Here is a 20,052-nt window from a genome sequence, read left to right on the forward strand (position 1 = left end):
TTGTCGCATGACTATGAAAACGGAAAAACAAAAGATGATGGATGGGGAACTGTATGTAGCTGCTGATCCTCAATTAACGCAGGAAAGAGAGTATGCGAGAAGATGTGTACGTCTCTTTAATCAGACGGCAGAGACGGATCGTGAGTACCGTGAAAAGTTACTTAAGGAGCTTTTCGGATCAACTGGTGAAAATATAGGTATGGAACCCAACATACGCTGTGACTACGGATACAATATCCATGTTGGGGAAAATTTCTACGCCAACTTTGACTGTACCATTTTGGATGTTTGCGAAGTGCGCATTGGAGATAATTGTTTCCTGGCTCCAGGAGTTCATATTTACACAGCGACTCATCCCATAGATCCGTTTGAACGAATCGCTGGCCCTGAGTATGGGAAACCTGTAACGATTGGCAACAATGTATGGATTGGCGGTAGAGCAGTTATTAATCCCGGTGTTACGATAGGTAATAATGTCGTCGTGGCATCAGGAGCAGTAGTAACCAAGGATGTTCCAGACAATACGGTTGTAGCTGGAAATCCAGCACGAGTGATTAAATCCATTGAAATCTCCTAAACAGCATACAGGCTAATCATTTAATATTTGTACCGATGATCCTATTAAAAGAGCTCCTAATTTTAATAGGATCATTTAATTTAAAGACTTGTACACTTATGGTCTTCAATATTGAATTATACAGAGTAATAAATAATCATATTCATCCGAACCAGTGTTTCTCCTAGATTATAGTAAATGTGTGGGCGGTCTGCTTTAAAGCGGATCGAATCTCCAGCTTTAACCGTGTACATTTCTTCGCTGATTTTTACCACCATCTCACCCTCAAATACCGTAATAAATTCTTCTGTACCTTCACGGTGCGGCGCTGAACTCAGTTCCCCGCCTGCTTCAATCTCTACGGTGTAAACCTCAAAATTTCTACTTCCTTCATAGGGGAAAAACGGATACAACCGATAGTGATTATTTTCTTCAAGCACTTGTACTTTGCTTTTAGGAACGACTACTGCATCTGCAGGTGGTTCATTAATCAGAGCAGTGAAAGAGATTTTTAAGCCGTTGGCAATTTTCCATACGGTTGTAATCGAGGGATTAGATTCTCCCCGCTCAATCTGACCGAGCATCGTTTTACTGATCCCCGTCAGATCAGCTAATTTATCTAGACTTAATTTTCTTTCATTTCTTAGATACTTCAAATTTTTACTTAAAATCAGATTAATATTCTCCATAATTCTTCGCTCCTATTGTGCTTTATAAAGAACATATTGTACAATCATAAAGTACAAATGTGCGCTTAAACGTACATTTTATTCAATTATAACATACGGGAGTTGATTGTTGCATGCCGTTTATTCCGTTCCTTTCTTATGTACTTGTTACCAGCTTTACGCCAGGTCCCAACAATATTATGTCTTTAGACAGTGCCAGACGGTTGGGTTTGAAAAAAGCATTCCCATTCTTGCTGGGAGTAACAGCAGGCTGTTTCGCTATTATGCTGTTAGCCTGCTATTTTAATCTTGCTTTGTATCATTTTTTGCCACGGGTTAAGATCTGGATGAATGTCCTCGGCAGTCTGTACATGCTCTATCTGGCGGTGAAAATTGCAAAGAGCAAATCCTCTACGGAGGGTAATGATCACAATGAGGGATATTCCTTCAAATCAGGACTGCTGCTGCAATTTATCAATTTAAAAATCATTTTGTATGGTATTACGGTCATTTCAACGTTTGTAATGCCTTATGATGTATCGTATATAGAGCTTATTACGATTTCATTACTCCTGACCTGTATTGGTTTTGTAGCTGTAGTATGCTGGGCGATTTTTGGCGCCGTGTTTCAACGTTTCTTGAATAAGCATGAGCGTTCCTTCAATATCATAATGTCCTTATTGCTCCTTTATAGTGCACTATCGATATGGATGTAAATGAGCACCTTATTCATCATAGAAAAGAAGGGTTCCTGGCTATAGGCAGGAGCCTTTTTTTCGTGTGAATTGAGCTTATTCTACGAGTCATAACATACAATCGAACAGAATGGATGAGTCTCCTGATCATTTAGCTGCAAAACGGGTATTACCTTAATAGATAAAGCTGTTGACAACTTGTATATACATGACTTAATCTTGTATATACAAGATGTTGAAAGCGTTATATTATTTTTACGCTACTTCATTTCGCAAGAAAGGAATGAGCATGAATGGAAGCAATGAACAAGACTTTAATTCCTCAAGATAAAGACTGGTGGCGTAAATCAGTAGTCTATCAGGTTTATCCCAAAAGTTTTAACGATACAACGGGCAAAGGAACCGGTGATATAAGAGGACTGACGCAAAAGCTGGATTATTTAAAAAAACTGGGTGTTGATATTGTCTGGTTGCAGCCTGTATATGTCTCACCACAACGTGATAACGGGTATGATGTAGCCGATTATTGCCAGATTAATCCGGATTATGGAACCATGCAGGATTTTGAAGAATTGAGCGAGGGAATCCGGGCACGTGGGATGTACTTAATGATCGACATCGTGGTTAACCATTCTTCCACAGAACATGCCTGGTTTCAGGAGGCACGGCTTTCTAAGGATAGTGAGTATAGGGACTACTATATCTGGCGTGATCCAGCACCCGATGGTGGACCACCAAACAATTGGGTTTCCAAATTTGGTGGACCTGCTTGGCAATATGACGAGGCAACAGGCCAATATTTCCTGACACTATTTGATAAGACTCAGGCGGATCTAAACTGGGAAAATCCCAAAGTCCGTCAGGAAGTTGTCAATCTGCTGGAATTTTGGGCTGAGAAGGGAGTCAGTGGTTTCCGGCTCGATGTCATTAACTTGATCTCCAAAGATCAACAATTCTCGAATGATGATGGGAGCACGGTTCCTGGCGACGGACGTAAATATTATACGGACGGTCCACATGTGCATGAATACATTCATGAGTTACATGAGAAAGTATTTGCCAAACAAAACAGCGTCACTGTGGGTGAGATGTCCTCTACCTCCCTAGAGCACTGCATCCGTTATTCCAATCCAGAGAGAAAAGAATTGTCCATGACCTTTAATTTTCATCATTTAAAGGTGGATTACCCAAATGGACAGAAGTGGGAACTCATGCCATATGATTTTGAAATGCTGAAAAAGCTATTCTCGGATTGGCAAACGGGCATGCAACAGGGTGGCGGCTGGAGTGCATTGTTTTTTAATAATCATGATCAGCCAAGGGCAATCTCTCGCTTTTTGGATGATGGCCAATACCATGCGGAAAGCGCCAAGCTGCTGGCAACCACGCTACATGGTCTTCAAGGTACACCTTATATATTTCAAGGTGAAGAAATTGGGATGGCCAACCCGCAGTGGGCAGACATTGAAGAGTTTCGGGATGTTGAATCTCTGAATATGTATCGTATTTTACAGGAGCAAGGCAAAAGTGCAGAAGAAGCATTGAATATCATTCGAGAGCGGTCTCGTGATAATTCGAGAACACCGATGCAGTGGGATGGCACTCGCAATGCGGGCTTCACTACAGGCACTCCTTGGATTAAAGTAGATGAACGATATCCACAGATTAATGTTCAGGCTCAGTTAGAGGACCCGAACTCTATCTATCACCATTATCGTAAGCTAATTCATCTGCGTAAGACGGTGCAAGTCATTACCGATGGGAATTATCAACGCTTGGACGAAGCTCATCCTCAGGTCTACGCCTATCAACGCAGCAATGAAGAGGAGACTTTGATCGTCATCTCTAATTTTAGCGGACAGGATGCGCAATTCCGTATACCGGATTCATTTTATTCACGATTAATAAATCAAGCGTTGGATGCGGCTGAGCTCTTAATTGGTAATACCCAGCACGCCCCAGAGCTAAAACAAGTGATCTCTTTAACCCCATATGCTTCATATATGTGGATTGTTCGTAGACTTAGTGAATAGTATGGAGACATCTGGTAGCACCCCGGGCACGTTATTTTGATAACCGGGGTTGCTACTTTAAAATGAGCAAACGTTAAGGGAGTGGGCTAAATGGCGATTGAAAGATCACAGGTAGAAGACATTATAAAAGCCGTTGGTGGCAAAGACAACATAGAGGCCTCTACGCATTGCGTAACTCGTCTGCGATTTGCCCTTTATGATGATAAGCTGGTTGATAAAGATGCACTTGAACAAAATGATCTGGTCAAAGGCCAATTTTCTTCACAAGGACAATATCAGGTCGTGATTGGCCCAGGTCTGGTGGATAAAGTATATGACGAAATGATCTCCATTACAGGAGGTAGTCGGGCTTCTAAAGACGATGTCAAAAATGCGGCAAGCAAAAAACAAAATCCAATTCAGCGTGCCATCAAGACGCTGGCAGATATTTTTATCCCCATCTTGCCCGCAATCGTGACTGCAGGCTTATTGCTTGGAATAAATAATATTTTGACTGGCAAGGGAATCTTCTTCGAAGGTATGGCTCTGGTTCAGGTCTATCCTCAATGGACCGACTTTGCTGCTATCATTAACACCATTGCCAGCACCGCATTTACATTTCTACCTGCCTTAATTGGATGGTCGGCTGTTGTCCGGTTTGGCGGCAGTCCTTTACTCGGGATCGTACTGGGTTTGATTCTGGTTCATCCGGATCTGCTAAGTGCATACGGTTATGCAGATGCTGTTACCAAAGGAACCGTCCCAGTTTGGAATTTGTTTGGGTGGGAAGTGAACAAGATTGGTTATCAAGGACAGGTTTTACCCGTTTTAGTATCCGCTTACGTGCTCGCGCACATTGAGAAATTCCTAAATAAGAAGATAGCGGATTCATTTAAACTGTTACTTGTAGCACCGATTACATTATTAATAACGGGATTTCTGGCTTTTACAGTGATCGGTCCGGTTACTTTTATGATTGGTAATGCTATTACGTCTGGTCTTGTATACGTTTTCGATTTGGCTCCTGCGTTGGGAGGCCTGATTTATGGAGGCTTGTACTCCTTGCTCGTGATTACGGGAATGCACCATACTTTCCTGGCGGTGGACGTGCAATTAATTGGTACGCAGGGTGGAACATTCCTTTGGCCGATGCTGGCGCTGTCCAATATCGCTCAGGGTGCCGGAGCACTGGCAATGATGCTGGTATTGAAGGAGCAAAAGGGAAAAGGATTGGCTCTTACCTCTTCAGTGTCTGCATTTCTGGGTGTAACCGAGCCTGCCATATTCGGGGTGAATATCCGATATAAATATCCGTTTGTATTCGCAATGATCGGTTCCGGTATTGCAGGTATACTGCTCACCGTAAATCATGTGATGGCTTCTTCCATTGGTGTGGGCGGGATTCCAGGCTTCTTGTCTATTTTCCCAAACAACTGGGGTGTATTCTTCATCGGGATGGCGATCGTGTTAATTGTGCCATTTGCTTTAACTTTAATGTATGGCAAGTTGTTAACTAAGCGCCGTCAGGCTGCACCAGCCAATGATTCCGTACAAAAAGACTCGCTTCCGCAAAATACCGCAATAGATGTGCTTGAAGTGAGGACTCCCGTACGAGGACGTGTTGTACCGTTGGAACAGGTCCCTGACCCGGCTTTTGCCGAACGGCAGATGGGGCAAGGTATTGCAGTGGAACCGAAGGATGGCAAGATTCTTGCCCCATTCAGGGGAAAAGTTATTCATATCATGATGAAAAGCAAGCATGCCTTGATTTTGGAGCATTCGACAGGTGTACAGATTCTGGTACATGTGGGGATCAATACGGTGTCACTGAAGGGTGAGGGATTCACTATGCATGTGGAGACCAATCAAACCGTGGAGCAAGGACAACTATTGATGGAATTTGACCGTGATCTGATTCAGAAATCCGGATATCCCGTCATTACACCAGTCATTGTCCCGGATGGTCAGAGTATGATTGAATCGGTTGAGGAACTGCCAGGTGAGGCAGACGATTTGCAGTATACCTTAATGAGAATTCATTTGAATTCTTCATCAGGTCATAGGAATTAATTCAGATTCAATTCGCACAGTCTATTATAGTGAACAGGGAAGTGAAAGAATGCTACAATGAACGTGGTGATGAAAATTGACAAAGAATATATTTTTGCAAATTTATCAGGATTATTCGGGACGAATCCAGACAGGCGAATTGGCTCCAGGCACGAAAATGCCATCTGAAAATGAACTGGCCCGAGAGTATAACACTTCTCGTGAAACCGTACGTAAAGCACTTCACTTGCTTGCACAAAATGGGTATATCCATAAAATAAAAGCTAAAGGATCTTTTGTTCTGGATATTGGACGGATGGATTTTCCTATAGGAGGACTGGTCAGTTTCAAGGAAATGTCTGAACGAATTGGGCGTACATCACGAACCATTGTACATGAAAATCAGCTAATTCCAGTTCCAGATGACATAGCCAATCATCTTGAGATTGACAAAGACAAGTATTTGGTCTGGAAAGTTATTCGTGCGCGTGAGATTGAAGGTGAATGCGTCATACTGGATAAAGATTACTTTCGATCAGACATTGTACCTGTGCTTACCGAGGAAATTAGTCGTGGGTCCATCTACGAATATTTGGAGGGAGAGCTCCATCTTCAAATTAGTTATGCCAAAAAAGTGGTTTCTGTAGAAAATGCAGACGAAGAAGATCATAGGCTGATGGACCTTCAGAACTACACTCATGTGGTCGTAGTACGTAACTATGTTTATCTGGAAGACACCACGTTGTTCCAGTATACCGAGTCAAGGCATCGGCTAGACAAATTCCAATTTATTGACTTTGCCAGACGTTCCCACGGTGAAGACAAGAGAGCAGATTTTTTAAAATAACGATCAATAAAATAGTTAAGAAACCCCGTCTTTTAAGACGAGGGTTTCTTTTTTACCTTGGATGCAACTGCTGAGCAGCTTGTATACTGGCATTTGAGGGATTTGAATTTGCGTTTTATCCAAAAGCTGTTTATTGAATATTAAAAGGTTATATACTGTTTAGAATACAATTCCATGATCAATGCAATGGGAACGAGGTGTATGTTATTTATGTATAGAGTGGCTATCTGCGATGATGAGCACAAGCAGAGAGAACTTGTTAAAAATATGCTGATTACTTTGTCGATAAAGACCAGTATAGAATTTAAAGTTGAATTATTCGACTCCGGAGAACAGCTGGTATCTCATTATCAAAACCATGAGTCTCCATTCCATATCTTAATATTGGATGTTGAAATGAATGGCATGAACGGAATTCAAACCGCCCAAAAAATAAGGAGTTTAAATCACCTGGATGAACAGATTGTTTTTTTAACGAGCTACCCTGAATATATGGTGGAAAGTTTTGACGTAGTCACATTTCAGTATTTAATAAAACCGATTGCTCCCCATATCTTTGAGGAAAAAATGATAAAGCTGTGTCAATATTTTCAATCTCTCGATAAAAAATTCGTTATCATCAAGTCAGCTTATGAGGAAGTGCTTTTAAAATATGATGATATCATTAGTATTGAAGTGGTCAAAAGCTTAACCATAAAAAACAAACTGCATTTTGTAACCTCTACTCAAACCTATGATAGCAAAGGGATTCTTTCGGACTATGCTTCAGCATTAAAAGAACATAATTTTCTACAAATTCATCGTTCGATTATTATAAACTTAATTCATGTGAAAAAATTTGCTGGCGGTGATGTTTTGATGTCAAATGATGTGAAGTTACCTATTGGGCGTTCTAAAATAAAAGAAGTTAAAGATTTATATACCAAATTTATGATCATGAAGATGCATTAATATGATGGAATATAACTCCCTGCTTCTTAATCTTTGCGTTGTCCTTGTTATGTGCTTCCAAGTGAATTTTTACTTTAACTCGGTTTTTGATAAGTCCAATCGAAAGCCGAACAGATTCGTGTACTTCATTATTTTTGGGTTGCTGAATTCCTTATATTTAAGTGTTTATTTGACTCCTGCGGTATCTTCGATTTTAGCATTACTTGTCATATTTAGTTTAGCGCAATCGTATACAGTGGAAATAAAGACAAAGATCATTTTTTCTATTCTTTATGCTGTATTGATAACCATCGTTAATTTTATATCTCTTTATATTTTATATGCTGTAGGCTCCGTTAAAATTAGCAACTTTAGCCATTTGAGTGGACAAGATCACTTGATATTCTCTAAGGTTATGTTACTCAGCTGCATTATCATGTTTGCTGTCATTCAGATTATACGGCTATTTGCCAAACGCAGAACCTTCCCTTTGCAGCATCGTTACTATATTTTATTTCTAATCGTTCCCATCATAAGTTTATACCAGGTCAATGTTTTATCTGTTTATAGTGAAAAGAATATGTATTATTTTGGTTCTATTATTGGCTTTATTTCCTTAAATGTTTTTATCATATATATTTTTGATAATGTCATTGAAAAATTTCAATTAATGCATGAAAATGCTCAATTACAACATCAGATGGACTACCAAGATGCTAACTACGAAAAAACGGTTCACAGCTTCAAAAATATAAAAAGAATCATTCATGATACACACCAACAGTTTTTGTATATTGAAGAATGTATCAAGAGAAATGAATTGGCAGAGGCAAGTGAACATATTAAGGTTACCTTAAATAAAATCGAAGGAGCATATCAAAGGGTTAATACCGGTAATCTGGTTATAGATGCCCTTGTCACGAATAGTCTTAATATTGGGCAAGCCAATGGCATAAAGATAGATACCCAACTTCACTTATATTCACAGAAAGTAAATATTGAGCGTTATGATTTATGTGTAGTTCTAGGGAATTTGCTGGATAATGCCATAGAAGCATCTAAAAAGGTCAAGATTGCCGATGACAGGTACATTCTTATTAAAATACATTCCAATGAGTCTGCGCTTTTCATTCACATCCTTAATCATGTGGAGAATGAAGTGGCTCATTTGCATAGTCAAAAATCAAATCCGGATTTTCATGGTATTGGCTTAACCAATATATCTAGAATATGTGACAAATATGGTGGGAATATGACCATTGAAACGAAAAATAAAGTATTCAATAATATGGTTTTATTGCCATTTTATAAGGACATTCCTTAGACATCATGTTGTTTAGGGATTGTTTTTTACATTTAAGGGTGTTTTTTTATATAGAATCCTCGTTCATTGTATGATCAGGTCAGTAATAAAGCCTGGTGAAGCTATAAGAGGAGGAAATATGGAATGAAGAAAATAATAGCTGTGTTCGTTTCTGCTATGCTTTTTGTACTGCCGATGACGAATACTTTTGCTCAAGGCACTGCTGAACCCATCAAGGAAAAGGCTCGCAGTCTAGCCTCGGAGCTGGTATCCAAATACGGTGCTAGCGGTGTACAGTATGCCATTATGGACCAAGGAAACATTGTATTATCGGATAGCGTGGGTGTAAAGAATAAAGCAACCAACGAGCCGATCACCAAAGATACGATGTTCGGTATAGGCTCTACAAGCAAAATGTATGTATCTGCTGCAACGATGATGCTGGTCGATGCCCATAAGGTAGATATTGATCAGCCGCTAACAACATACATTAAGGACTTTAAAATGTCTGATGAAAGATACAAACAAATTACACCCCGTATGCTGTTAAATCATTCGTCAGGTCTTTACGGTGCTCACTATAAAAATAGTATGTTATTTAATGACAATGATACAGAAAATCATGATGAGCTCTTGCTAAGGTTGCAATCAGAAACTTTAAAATCAAACCCTGGCGAATATTCCGTATATACCAATGATGGATTTCAATTGCTTGAAATATTGGTTGAGCGGGTGAGCGGTCTAAGTTACACCGATTTCCTGGCAAAGCATATTAGTACACCTTTAGGTTTGAAATCTACCAAAACACCTCTTGATCAATTTGATAGACAAAAGCTGTCCAAAACTTATTTTCCTGCGATTGAGGGAGCTTTACCGGTTGAAAATGCCAATGTCATCGGGACAGGGGGCTTATACTCCACCGCAGAAGAGGTGGCTATGTTTTCAGAAGTATTAACGGGGAACAGACCCGATATTCTGTCTGCACAATCGGCGAAGTCCATGAAAAGTCATGAATATCGAAATGGAATATGGGTACCTGAAGAGACAAACAGCTTTAATTATGGACTTGGTTGGGATGCGGTTCAGTTGGCACCGTTTAGTGATTACGGAATAACTGCGTTATCCAAGGGTGGGGATACTGTTTTGTATCACTCTACTTTGATCACCATACCAGAGCATCATATTTCTATGGCTGTGCTTTCATCTGGAGGGTCTTCCATCTTAGATAGTATTTTTGCTTCTAACATTTTATTGGAAGTTTTAAAAGATAAGGGCATCATTAAAGACATCATACCGGAGAAAACATTTGAGCCTCCTGTAAAAGTGGAAATGCCATCTGATTTACTTTCTTATTCGGGATTATACGGTTCTGTGGGTACAACCATCAATGTAGAGATTAAAAACGGTGAGTTTGATTTACCTGCTTTCTTGGATGGATTCGTCCCGGCGCAAAAATATGTGTATACAGGCAATGGACAATTCAAAAGCAGTGATGGCAGTGTAGCCATAAGCTTTGACAAACAAAAAAACGGGAAAACGTATATTAAGGCTAACCTATATTTAAACTTTTCGGGATTAGGTCAAATGGTTATGGTGACTTATGAATATCAAAAGCTAGATGCCAATCCTGTAAATCCCACAGTTAAAAAGGCATGGGAAAACAGAAACGGGAAAAATTATTATGCTTTGGATGAAAAGATATCCTCCATATTTTATCTGGCCCCCTCATTTATAACGAAAAAAATATCCTTTGATCATGATGGATACGCAAGTGGTACTAAAATTGTGGATGAGAATAAAGCAGTAAATGCCGTTGAGATTCCTGTTATGAGTGGAAGAGATGCATTTGATCTGAATTTTTATACCAAGGATGGTTCGGAGTATTTAACCATAGATGGACAATCCTATATCAGTGAAGATGCTGTTAAACCTATCTTGGGAGGAAAGTCAGTGTACACCATACCATCTAATGGCCAAGCCACATGGTATAAAATAGATAAAAACTCAGCCAATAAAACGATGACCGTTGATTTTCCAACAAGCGGAGGGTTCGCTGTCTATGATGAAAACGGAGCGGTTGTACAATTTTCAACTGCTAGCAATAACAATTCGGTTGTACTGCCCAAAGGTGGCTTGATTGTTTTGGGTGGCAATGCAGGGGATGTATTTAAAATCAATTTGAATTAAGCGTGTAGCCGCTTCTGGAAATTCAGGAACGACCGTTGCAGCGTTGGAAGGTTAAGTAGATAACCGCGAATCTTAAGTCGAATTGGCCTTTATATAAGGCCAATTCGACTTTTTCATTCAGCAGATGAGCCTAAATCCGTAATAGATAATTTTATATCGAAGGTTACGGGGATTTTGCTGAATTTGTAATCCCAATCATCCTTTACTTTTTTCCACACCTGAGGTTTCTCGATATGCAAATGATCACCAAAACCGGCAACATCGACTTTATATTCTGACTGTAATTTGTGCATAACAGACTTAACCCTGCGAGTCACTTGTTCTTCAAACTCTTTCTCAGCCTCTTTCATGTTTCGTGTCTCAGTCGGGTCCGCTTTATCATCCCAGTTTTCGATTAGACGTCCTTTAGATTCAATTTTTACATGGAACGAGATATCATTGCCCTCGGTCACCTTGGTTGTTATTTTGCTTTTTACCGATTTGATTTCGTAAGTGATGGCTTCATTCCGCTTGTCATACGTTTTGACAGCCCCACCTTTAACATCACCGGTAATCCATCCAATACTCTCCACGTCTTGTTGTCCCAAAGTACCTATCCAGTGACCGGTATCTCCTTTAATAATCCCGGCACCTGAAAATTCTAATTCTCCATCTGATTCAGTGATGTTCTGTAATATATAGCTTTTTTTGGAATGCATTAATCCATCCAATTCAGACAAATTGACTCCCCTCATTACCTTGCTGGTTCTGAAATGGTTACGAAGCATATACAAAATATGAATGGATGGGACCTCGTCTTCATATTTGGTAACTAAAGTGCTAGCTGCTCGATCCTTGCTTAAGAAGACCAAACAACTCGGGCGAATATCATTATCACGTAGCACAAAATCCATTAATTGCTGCATCGTCTGTTCTTTCGCCAAATCGGTGGCAACCACCATGACCTTTAGATGGTGACCAATAACCGGGCGATCCAAACGGAGAGAGAGTTGTCGAAAGATTTCAAGCAAAGAATCCCCGGTGGCTGCTATATTGACATAGTTTGGTCCTTGTCCGCCACCGCCTTGCTGCTCTGTGCTTCCAGATGATTTTTTGGGGACGATTTGTACGCTGGCGGTAATTTTATTTTTCTTGAAGTAACGACTACCTTTCTTTTCCAGATTCTGCTCTAATGGAGTAAGCTCCCCCTTATCCAGAGCCAGTCCTGTATATATGCTGAGCTCTTCTACTTCTTTGCTGCTCCAGCAACCGACTTGAGTTATAAGTAGAATGAAAGCAAGCAGCAAGGATAGCATAGGGCGTCTACACATTTTGCTTCATTCCCTTCTTCCTGATTATGAACACGATGGAGAGAAGTACCGGAACCAGAACAAATATAACGATTCCCATGTATCCGATCGCATCGCCTAGACTAAACACTTCCATCATACGAACAGGAGTCATTGTAGAGATAAAAATAATTGGGATTAAGCCAAAAATCGCATAACGATATTTAAGACCGAACACCTGTGAGACCCCTAGGGAAGCATTGAAGAAGAAACTGCAGAAATTACAAAACATTTGCATCATCCAGATCACTAGCAGAGGAAACTCAAGCCGCTCAAAAAGAAAACCGGGGATTTCAAAACTGCGCATCAAATTGATGGTAGGCCAAGTACTTGTCACAGTGGAGTCCATCGATAACCCGCCGATCACCATAACTACGGTCAAAAAGTACAAAATTAAGGGGATACTGATCCCGACTACCATGGCCTTTAATGCTTTCTCAGGGTATTGTAAAAAAGCGACCAGTGTCATGACGACTTCACATCCAGAGAAAACAAGAATAGTCGATTTCAGACCCTTGATGACAGGTAAAATCCCCTCACTCAGTACAGGACGAAGATGATCAATCTCAAAAATCCTTAAGCTAAAGACAAAACAGAGCAGCAGAAAAAAAAGACTAATCGGAAGTACAATCTGGTATAGCCGAGCGATGGGATTAATGCCGCCAAAAACCAAATAGCTTCCTACCCAGATGAATGGAATCACAATCGCCCAGATCGGAGTGCCTTCCAGCAGAAAAAACATGGTCACTTCAGCTAAAACCCGAATCTCAAAGCCGGCGATGATTAAAAAATATATAATCAATAACACACTTAAAAATCCACCCGGAATTGTGCCCACGATTCTTCTGGAATATTGATACACGGTGTTTTCAGGAAACTGTTGACTTAATTTCACCATAAGCCAGACGACCAATATGACAATACATCCACCGAGAAGGACAGAAAGCCATGCATCAGGAGTCTGTACCTTTTCAGTTACACCTCTCGGCAGTGTCAAAATCCCTGCGCCCAATACGGTATTGGTCAGGAACACAGCCGCCTGCTTGGTTGTGATCTTATCATCAGAGCGTCTAAACACCATAGCTCCTCCTTCGTCTTGGCATCATGGCCTACGTTTGGTTTGCTGAGTTTTCATCATAACGGGTCTTCTTTTCATCATAGATATAGGAACTCGAATATACATATCCTTCCAATCGCTTAAGCGCATAGGGGAAAAGGGCGTTACATACGGTACGCCAAAGCTTTTTAATTTCGTCAGATGGATACAAATTAACAGAAAGAACAATATGGTTCCTAACATGCCCAGGATGGCTGCAAAGAGCATGCCGACAAAACGCAAAAGACGCAAGGTAATACCCGCACTGTATGTCGGTATTGAAAACGAAGAAATGGCAGTAACCGCAACCACAATTACCAGGAAGGGGCTAACGATGCCTGCATTTACAGCAGCGTCGCCGATGACCAAGCCTCCCACAATGCCCATCGCAGGACCAATGGGTTTGGGCAAGCGAATGCCGGCTTCCCGTAGAATTTCGATAGAGATTTCTAAAATCATAACCTCAATGACGGATGGGAAAGGGACGCCTTGACGGGTTTCGATGATGCTAATGACCAGCTTGGTCGGAATCAAACCGGGATGAAACGATATAAAAGAGATGTACAAAGCAGGCCCCATAAGCGCTATAAAAGCCCCGCTAAAACGCAACAGCCGTAAAAGTGTTCCTGGAATCCAGCGCTCATAATAGTCTTCAGGTGATTGAAGCAGCATACTGAAGGTCACCGGAACAATAAGTGCAAAGGGAGTCCCATCCAGTAAAATGGCTATTCTTCCTTCCAACAAAGCATTAATGACACGGTCGGGGCGCTCTGTATTGTGAGCCTGCTGGAACGGACTTAAATAATTGTCTTCAATAAGTTGTTCCACATAACCGGATTCAGCCAAAAAATCCATGTCTATCTTTGAAATTCTGCGCGTTACTTCTTCGAGGAGATCTGGATTCACAATATCCTTTATATACGCGACAACCAGATCTTTTTTGATTCGGCTTCCCACTTGAAATTTCTTCATTTCCAGACTTTTGTTTAAGCCTTGGCGTCGAAGCATCGAAGTATTTTCACTTAATACCTCCGTAAAACCAATGCGGGGACCCCGAAGTAATGCTTCAGAGGTTGGTTCATTGACGGAGCGAATGGCGCCATTGGGCGAGCCCACCAGCAGTGCTCCCTTCATTCCTTCAATTAATAAGGCAGTATGGCCTAAAAGTATAGACTCCTGCAGGTCCTCCATATCAGCAACTTCACTAATTTGAGTAAGTGGCATCAAGTTTTCTTTTATAAAGGAGTTACTTATACTTTCCTGCTGTTCCTGTGGGCGCTGTGGGTCCTGCTGGCCCTCGAACATCAAGACCTCCAATACCTGCTTGCTCATAAGCTTTTCATCCTGCATACCTTCTATGAAGATTAACACGGACCGAGCATGATATTTCTTTACTACAAACTCACGAAAATGCACATCACTATTTTCGCCTATAGCCTCTCGAATCGACTTTAAGTCGGAATCATAATTCCCTGTAATTTTGGAGCTTGGTTCATGCTGTTGATCAGCGTGGCCTTCGTTATGTTCGTCGGAAAGCGGACGATCAGAAGAATGTTTGGATTTTGCCCCCTTGCTGCCAACTAACGAATAAATCGATGTGTTTATATAATAAATTCCTAAAGGAATAACCAACGCGAGGCCTGCTTGAAAGAGTGTACTCCAGCTTGGAATATAAGAAATAATTTTAGACCACATGATGATCACCTCCATACGATTCAATTCATGTTTCCTTAAGATACAAGTTGTTCCTAAAGTATTCCTTATAAAGGTTGTAATTACACATGAAATGGAAAGATTCGTTCGATGAATTGGGCAAGTGATGTATTTTAATATTATGAAATTTGATTTCAGCTTCTTACCTTTATCCCTTGAAATAGAATAGGGAAATCCCTAAATATTCTTAATTTGAACTATATTGTGACTGTAATCACATATAGCTCTGTCTGCTGTATTAGAATAGAAGCATAAGCAATATTCATAGGAACGTAGGAGATGTCGTCGGATAGGGAGTATCGTCGAATGAATGGAGGAACCGGTATATGATAAACAGTAAACAGAAACTTGTGGTTATAGGGAACGGGATGGCTGGTATCAATACGGTCGAACAAATTTTAAAATTAACAGATAAGTATGAAATTACGGTCCTGGGAAATGAGCCGCATCCGAACTATAACAGGATCATGCTCTCTTATGTGTTGGAAGGCAGTAAAACGATTGATGATATCATACTGAACGATTTGCAATGGTATGCGGATCAAGGGATTACTTTGTATACAGGAAAAATGGTGAAAAGCATCGACGGTGAGAACAAGAAGATTCACACCGAAGACGGACTGGAAATTGATTACGATGTAGCTTTGGTAGCTACTGGCTCACAATCATTTATTCTGCCTATTCCGGGTAAAGAATTACCGGGTGTCATCGGTTTCCGAGATATCGCCGATTGCTCGGCAATGCTTGAGGCAGCGAAGACCTTTAAAAAGGCAGCTGTAATTGGTGGAGGTCTGTTAGGGCTGGAAGCAGCTAAAGGCTTGGTCAACCTGGGAATGGATGTTACGGTCGTTCATTTAATGGAGGATTTGATGGAACGCCAGCTGGACCGGGAAGCCTCTGCGATGCTGAAAGCAGAACTAGAACGCCAGGGAATCAAGTTTGCTATGCAAATGCAAACTTCGGAAGTGTATGGTCAAGATCGGGTACAAGGACTGCGGTTTTCAGACGGAAGCGAGCTGGAAGCGGATTTGGTCGTTATGGCCGTCGGGATCAAGCCTAATATTCAGGTGGCTGTGCAATGTGGTATGGAAACGAACCGTGGTATCGTAGTCGATGATTTGATGAGAACCTCCGTACCGGATGTATACGCCGTAGGGGAATGTGTTGAACATCGCGGAATCTGTTATGGTCTGGTAGCTCCGCTGTTTGAGCAGGGAAGTGTCATTGCCAAACATTTGGCAGGCGCGGAAACTGAAGGTTATATGGGATCGGTGGTTTCTACCAAGCTCAAAATTTCAGGGGTGGATGTTTTCTCAGCTGGCGAATTCATAACCCAGCCTGAACATACGGTGATTGTTGCAAAGGATGAGTGGAAGCGCACATACAAAAAAGTGCTGCTTCGTGAAAATAAGATTGTTGGAACTGTACTGTTTGGTGATGTGAGCGAATCTGCTAGTCTTCAAAAATATGTGCGTCAGCAAACGCAGATGACAGATGAGATATATGGACAGATCATGGGTACTGGATGTAGCAATCACGGGGCGAAAACATTATCCGCTGAAACGATGGCGGATGATGAAATTGTCTGCGGCTGTAACGGTGTGACTAAAAAGGCGATTGTGGATGCAATTAATGATAATGGACTGACCACAGTCGATGAAATTAAGGCATGCACCGGAGCAACGCGTTCCTGTGGAGGATGTAAGCCTGTCGTTGAGCAAATTTTACAATATGTTCTTGGAGACAGCTTCAAGACGTCAGCCAAGCAAGGAATATGTGGTTGCACATCATTGAGTCGGGACGAGATTGTGGAAGCGATCAAAACCAAAGGGCTGACAACAACGCGTGAAGTTATGAATGTACTGGGTTGGCATAATGATGAAGGATGCTCCAAATGTCGCCCGGCGCTGAATTACTATTTGGGAATGATTAACCCGGATACCTATGAAAATGAGGGAGATTCCCGTTTTGTAAATGAGCGATTGCACGCAAACATTCAAAAGGATGGAACATTTACAGTTGTTCCTAGAATGTACGGCGGTGTAACGACCCCAGAAGATTTGAAGAAGATAGCAGATGTTTCTCTTAAATACAACGTTAAGGTCGTTAAAGTAACAGGAGGACAGCGGCTGGATTTGATCGGTGTCCGTAAAGAGGATCTGCCTAAAGTATGGGAAGAACTCGATATGCCGTCGGGATATGCCTACGCGAAGTCACTTCGTACGGTTAAAACCTGTGTTGGATCGCAATTTTGCCGGTTTGGCACACAGGACTCGATGGGAATGGGAGAAGTGTTGGAACGAAAATTCGAACGACTGGATTTCCCAGCAAAATTCAAATTAGCAGTTAATGGATGTCCACGCAACTGTGCGGAATCATGTACCAAAGATATCGGAATCGTAGGTAATGATGGGGGCTGGGAGATCTTTATCGGTGGTAATGGCGGTATTAAAGCGCGGTTGGCTGATTCACTCTGTAAAGTAAAAACCGACGCTGAACTGATTGATATTGTAGGAGCCGTGATGCAATTCTACCGGGAAACAGGACAATACCTGGAGCGCACGTCGGAGTGGGTGGAACGGATCGGTCTGGAAGAGATTCAGAAGGCTGTCGTTCAGGATACAGATCATCGACAAGCTTTAGTAGAACGCATCGAATTTGCACTACAACAGGTGGAAGACCCGTGGAAAAAGATCATCAATGATGAGGATACTCGCAAAAATCTATTTGAGGTTGTCACTCCGTCTATTGTGTAATTGTATCTAAAATGCCTGAGGAAGGGAGCGATCAAGCAAATGATCAAAAATGCCGAATGGCTTGTCGTCGGTCACAGTAAGGATTTTCCGATCAGAATAGGGCGTACCATCCATATCAAAGGTGCTGAAATTGCTGTTTTCCGCACTTCGGAGAATGAGCTTTATGCCGTTGAAAATATCAATCCTCATCCCAAAAGAGGGCCTCTTACAGAGGCGATAGTATCTGGTCATTATATCTATGACCCTTTATATGACTGGAAAATTGATCTGAAGACAGGCATCGTTCAAGAGCCTGATCATGGACAAGTTAAAACATTCGCCGTTTGTGAAGAGGGAGAAGAAGTAAAAGTATCACTCGAAACGGTTTAGTTCGTCTGATGGAATACAAATAAAAAAGGGCTTGACAGGAACAATCCTGTTGGGCCCTTTTTTCGTCTTGGATCAGGTAATGGTAACGCCTGCACTTGCATAACCTACGATAGTGTTTACGAGGGAAAGTCCCGTAGCTGTTGCAGAGAAGACAAGGAGCAGACGAGTCTGTGCGGTTACCGGTATAGCCAACCCGGTAGTAATACCGCTAGAGATCGTTCCCAAAGCAATAATGCCAGCCAGCGAAGGGGCCAATGTAACGATAGCTCCGGGAACTGCTGTGAAGGTATTATTAGGTGTTGGGGAACTAAACAATTGGGCAGTAATCGTCGCAGTTGAACCCACGAGAGTTAACGCCGCTGTTGTACTGAAGTAACCAGCAATAGATGTAATTACGCCATCCCGTGGTACGGAAAAAGCAAAGTTGATCAGAGGTCCTACAAGTGTACCTGTCAGGTCAATGGCCCCGCCTACAAGGCTAATCCCTGTTGCTGAGCTTCCAAAGCCGATCAAACTGGTGGTTCCTACCACTCCGCCAAGAACGGTTGTCAGGATAGCAGGTCCGCCCGAAGCAAACGGAATGATGGCTCCCGAACCGGTCGCTCCAGTAACACCAGCCGTGCCCGTGGCTCCGGTAGCACCAGCCGCACCCGGCAGCCCATCAGCTCCGGTCGGCCCTGTGACCCCGGCTGGCCCGACGGCGCCAACCGCGCCTGGTAGCCCATCAGCCCCGGTCGGTCCTGTGGCTCCAGCAGGCCCAATCAATCCATCCGCGCCCGTAGCGCCCGTGGCACCTGTTACCCCCCCGGCAGGTCCCGCAGCACCCGTAGCGCCGACAGGTCCGGCAGGGCCTTCCGGTCCAGCGGCCCCGATAGGCCCTGCGGCGCCAATAGGTCCAGCCGCTCCAACTGGTCCGGCAGGCCCCGCAGGCCCGGCAGGGCCGATTGGTCCAGCCGCTCCGATAGGTCCAGCGGCGCCGATAGGTCCGGGAGGCCCTTGTGGGCCAGGTCCACCTGCGGGTCCAGGCGCACCGCCGGGTCCCACAGGTCCAGGAGGTCCTTGTGCACCTGGCTCCCCTGACAAGTATGTTTCTCCTAATACGTTGCTAACCGTCGTTCCAGCGATTCTGATCGCGCTGATTAAGCTGTCTTTAAGAGCAGGATCGAGGGATTCTTGTAAAACGATGGACAATAGGGCATCCAGCAATTGTTGCAGTGCAGTACCTACACCGATCGGAGAGAAGGGTGTAGCTTCTAACGCAACAATAGCAAGCTCCAGCGCTGCCAGTAGGTCTGCCTTAACCCCGCCTCTAAGTCTTAAGCTTTTCGCCAGAGACAACAAACGTCTTAAAATCTGTTGCAAGGAAGATACATTAGCCGCAGAGGGGTTTGCGAATACGATGGGGATGATCGCGGTCAATTCATTAATCAGTCTGAGAAGATCTTCGATACTTCTATTTACTCTTGTTGGTTTACAGTCTTCGTCTTTTTTTGAAGCACCACTGAACCTGAACGGTTTTTTATGTTTCATGCTCAAATATCTC

Annotated in this window: 15 protein-coding genes; 10 read left to right on the forward strand and 5 right to left on the reverse strand. The window is 42.3% G+C overall.

The window, feature by feature from the left end; all coding sequences use genetic code 11:
* Positions 1 to 7: 7 nt before the first annotated feature.
* Positions 8 to 577, forward strand: a complete 570-nt coding sequence (locus AOU00_RS15755) for a sugar O-acetyltransferase (RefSeq protein WP_069291026.1) — start codon at positions 8 to 10, stop codon at positions 575 to 577.
* Positions 578 to 693: 116 nt separating this feature from the next.
* Here AOU00_RS15755 and AOU00_RS15760 read toward each other — a convergent pair whose 3' ends face one another.
* The gene (locus AOU00_RS15760; RefSeq protein ID WP_061831117.1) at positions 694 to 1,245 is read right to left on the reverse strand and encodes a helix-turn-helix domain-containing protein; all 552 of its coding nucleotides are present in this window, start codon (positions 1,243 to 1,245) and stop codon (positions 694 to 696) included.
* Between the two features lie 113 nt (positions 1,246 to 1,358).
* On the opposite strand from AOU00_RS15760, the gene AOU00_RS15765 reads away from it, so the two are divergent.
* The 7 genes from AOU00_RS15765 to AOU00_RS15795 all read left to right on the forward strand — a co-directional run bounded on the left by AOU00_RS15765 (position 1,359) and on the right by AOU00_RS15795 (position 11,247).
* Positions 1,359 to 1,940: a LysE family transporter gene (locus tag AOU00_RS15765; protein ID WP_069291027.1), complete on the forward strand. Its 582-nt coding sequence runs from the start codon at positions 1,359 to 1,361 to the stop codon at positions 1,938 to 1,940.
* Positions 1,941 to 2,212: 272 nt separating this feature from the next.
* Positions 2,213 to 3,952 (forward strand): alpha,alpha-phosphotrehalase, encoded by a 1,740-nt coding sequence (treC, locus tag AOU00_RS15770; protein WP_069291028.1) that lies wholly within the window; start codon positions 2,213 to 2,215, stop codon positions 3,950 to 3,952.
* A gap of 90 nt (positions 3,953 to 4,042) precedes the next feature.
* Positions 4,043 to 6,001, forward strand: coding sequence for a PTS system trehalose-specific EIIBC component (gene treP, locus AOU00_RS15775; protein WP_069291029.1), 1,959 nt, complete (start codon positions 4,043 to 4,045; stop codon positions 5,999 to 6,001).
* 76 nt (positions 6,002 to 6,077) lie between these two features.
* On the forward strand, positions 6,078 to 6,827 hold the full coding sequence (gene treR / locus AOU00_RS15780) for a trehalose operon repressor (protein WP_069291030.1): 750 nt from the start codon (positions 6,078 to 6,080) through the stop codon (positions 6,825 to 6,827).
* A gap of 210 nt (positions 6,828 to 7,037) precedes the next feature.
* The gene (locus tag AOU00_RS15785; RefSeq protein WP_069291031.1) at positions 7,038 to 7,778 is read left to right on the forward strand and encodes a LytR/AlgR family response regulator transcription factor; all 741 of its coding nucleotides are present in this window, start codon (positions 7,038 to 7,040) and stop codon (positions 7,776 to 7,778) included.
* 1 nt (position 7,779) lies between these two features.
* Positions 7,780 to 9,081, forward strand: coding sequence for an ATP-binding protein (locus AOU00_RS15790; protein ID WP_069291032.1), 1,302 nt, complete (start codon positions 7,780 to 7,782; stop codon positions 9,079 to 9,081).
* Positions 9,082 to 9,204: 123 nt separating this feature from the next.
* Positions 9,205 to 11,247 (forward strand): serine hydrolase domain-containing protein, encoded by a 2,043-nt coding sequence (locus tag AOU00_RS15795; protein ID WP_069291033.1) that lies wholly within the window; start codon positions 9,205 to 9,207, stop codon positions 11,245 to 11,247.
* Between the two features lie 113 nt (positions 11,248 to 11,360).
* Here the strand turns inward: AOU00_RS15795 and AOU00_RS15800 are convergent, their stop codons facing one another.
* From AOU00_RS15800 to AOU00_RS15810, 3 genes are read right to left on the reverse strand one after another with little or no spacing between them, the layout of a single operon-like run.
* Positions 11,361 to 12,557: a Ger(x)C family spore germination protein gene (locus tag AOU00_RS15800; protein ID WP_069291034.1), complete on the reverse strand. Its 1,197-nt coding sequence runs from the start codon at positions 12,555 to 12,557 to the stop codon at positions 11,361 to 11,363.
* Positions 12,550 to 13,653 carry a GerAB/ArcD/ProY family transporter gene (locus AOU00_RS15805; RefSeq protein WP_069292060.1) on the reverse strand — a complete coding sequence of 368 codons (1,104 nt, stop codon included), beginning with the start codon at positions 13,651 to 13,653 and terminating at the stop codon, positions 12,550 to 12,552. Before AOU00_RS15805 ends, AOU00_RS15800 begins: the two co-directional genes overlap by 8 nt.
* Before the next feature lie 24 nt (positions 13,654 to 13,677).
* On the reverse strand, positions 13,678 to 15,366 hold the full coding sequence (locus AOU00_RS15810) for a spore germination protein (protein WP_069291035.1): 1,689 nt from the start codon (positions 15,364 to 15,366) through the stop codon (positions 13,678 to 13,680).
* A gap of 344 nt (positions 15,367 to 15,710) precedes the next feature.
* On the opposite strand from AOU00_RS15810, the gene nirB reads away from it, so the two are divergent.
* Together nirB and nirD are read left to right on the forward strand one after the other, a co-directional pair.
* The gene (gene nirB, locus AOU00_RS15815; RefSeq protein ID WP_069291036.1) at positions 15,711 to 18,140 is read left to right on the forward strand and encodes a nitrite reductase large subunit NirB; all 2,430 of its coding nucleotides are present in this window, start codon (positions 15,711 to 15,713) and stop codon (positions 18,138 to 18,140) included.
* 39 nt (positions 18,141 to 18,179) lie between these two features.
* Positions 18,180 to 18,509: a nitrite reductase small subunit NirD gene (gene nirD, locus AOU00_RS15820; protein WP_069291037.1), complete on the forward strand. Its 330-nt coding sequence runs from the start codon at positions 18,180 to 18,182 to the stop codon at positions 18,507 to 18,509.
* 72 nt (positions 18,510 to 18,581) lie between these two features.
* Here the strand turns inward: nirD and AOU00_RS15825 are convergent, their stop codons facing one another.
* Positions 18,582 to 20,039: an exosporium glycoprotein BclB-related protein gene (locus tag AOU00_RS15825; protein WP_069291038.1), complete on the reverse strand. Its 1,458-nt coding sequence runs from the start codon at positions 20,037 to 20,039 to the stop codon at positions 18,582 to 18,584.
* Positions 20,040 to 20,052 lie beyond the last annotated feature (13 nt).

Source organism: Paenibacillus polymyxa (genome assembly GCF_001719045.1).
Lineage (GTDB): Bacteria > Bacillota > Bacilli > Paenibacillales > Paenibacillaceae > Paenibacillus > Paenibacillus polymyxa_B.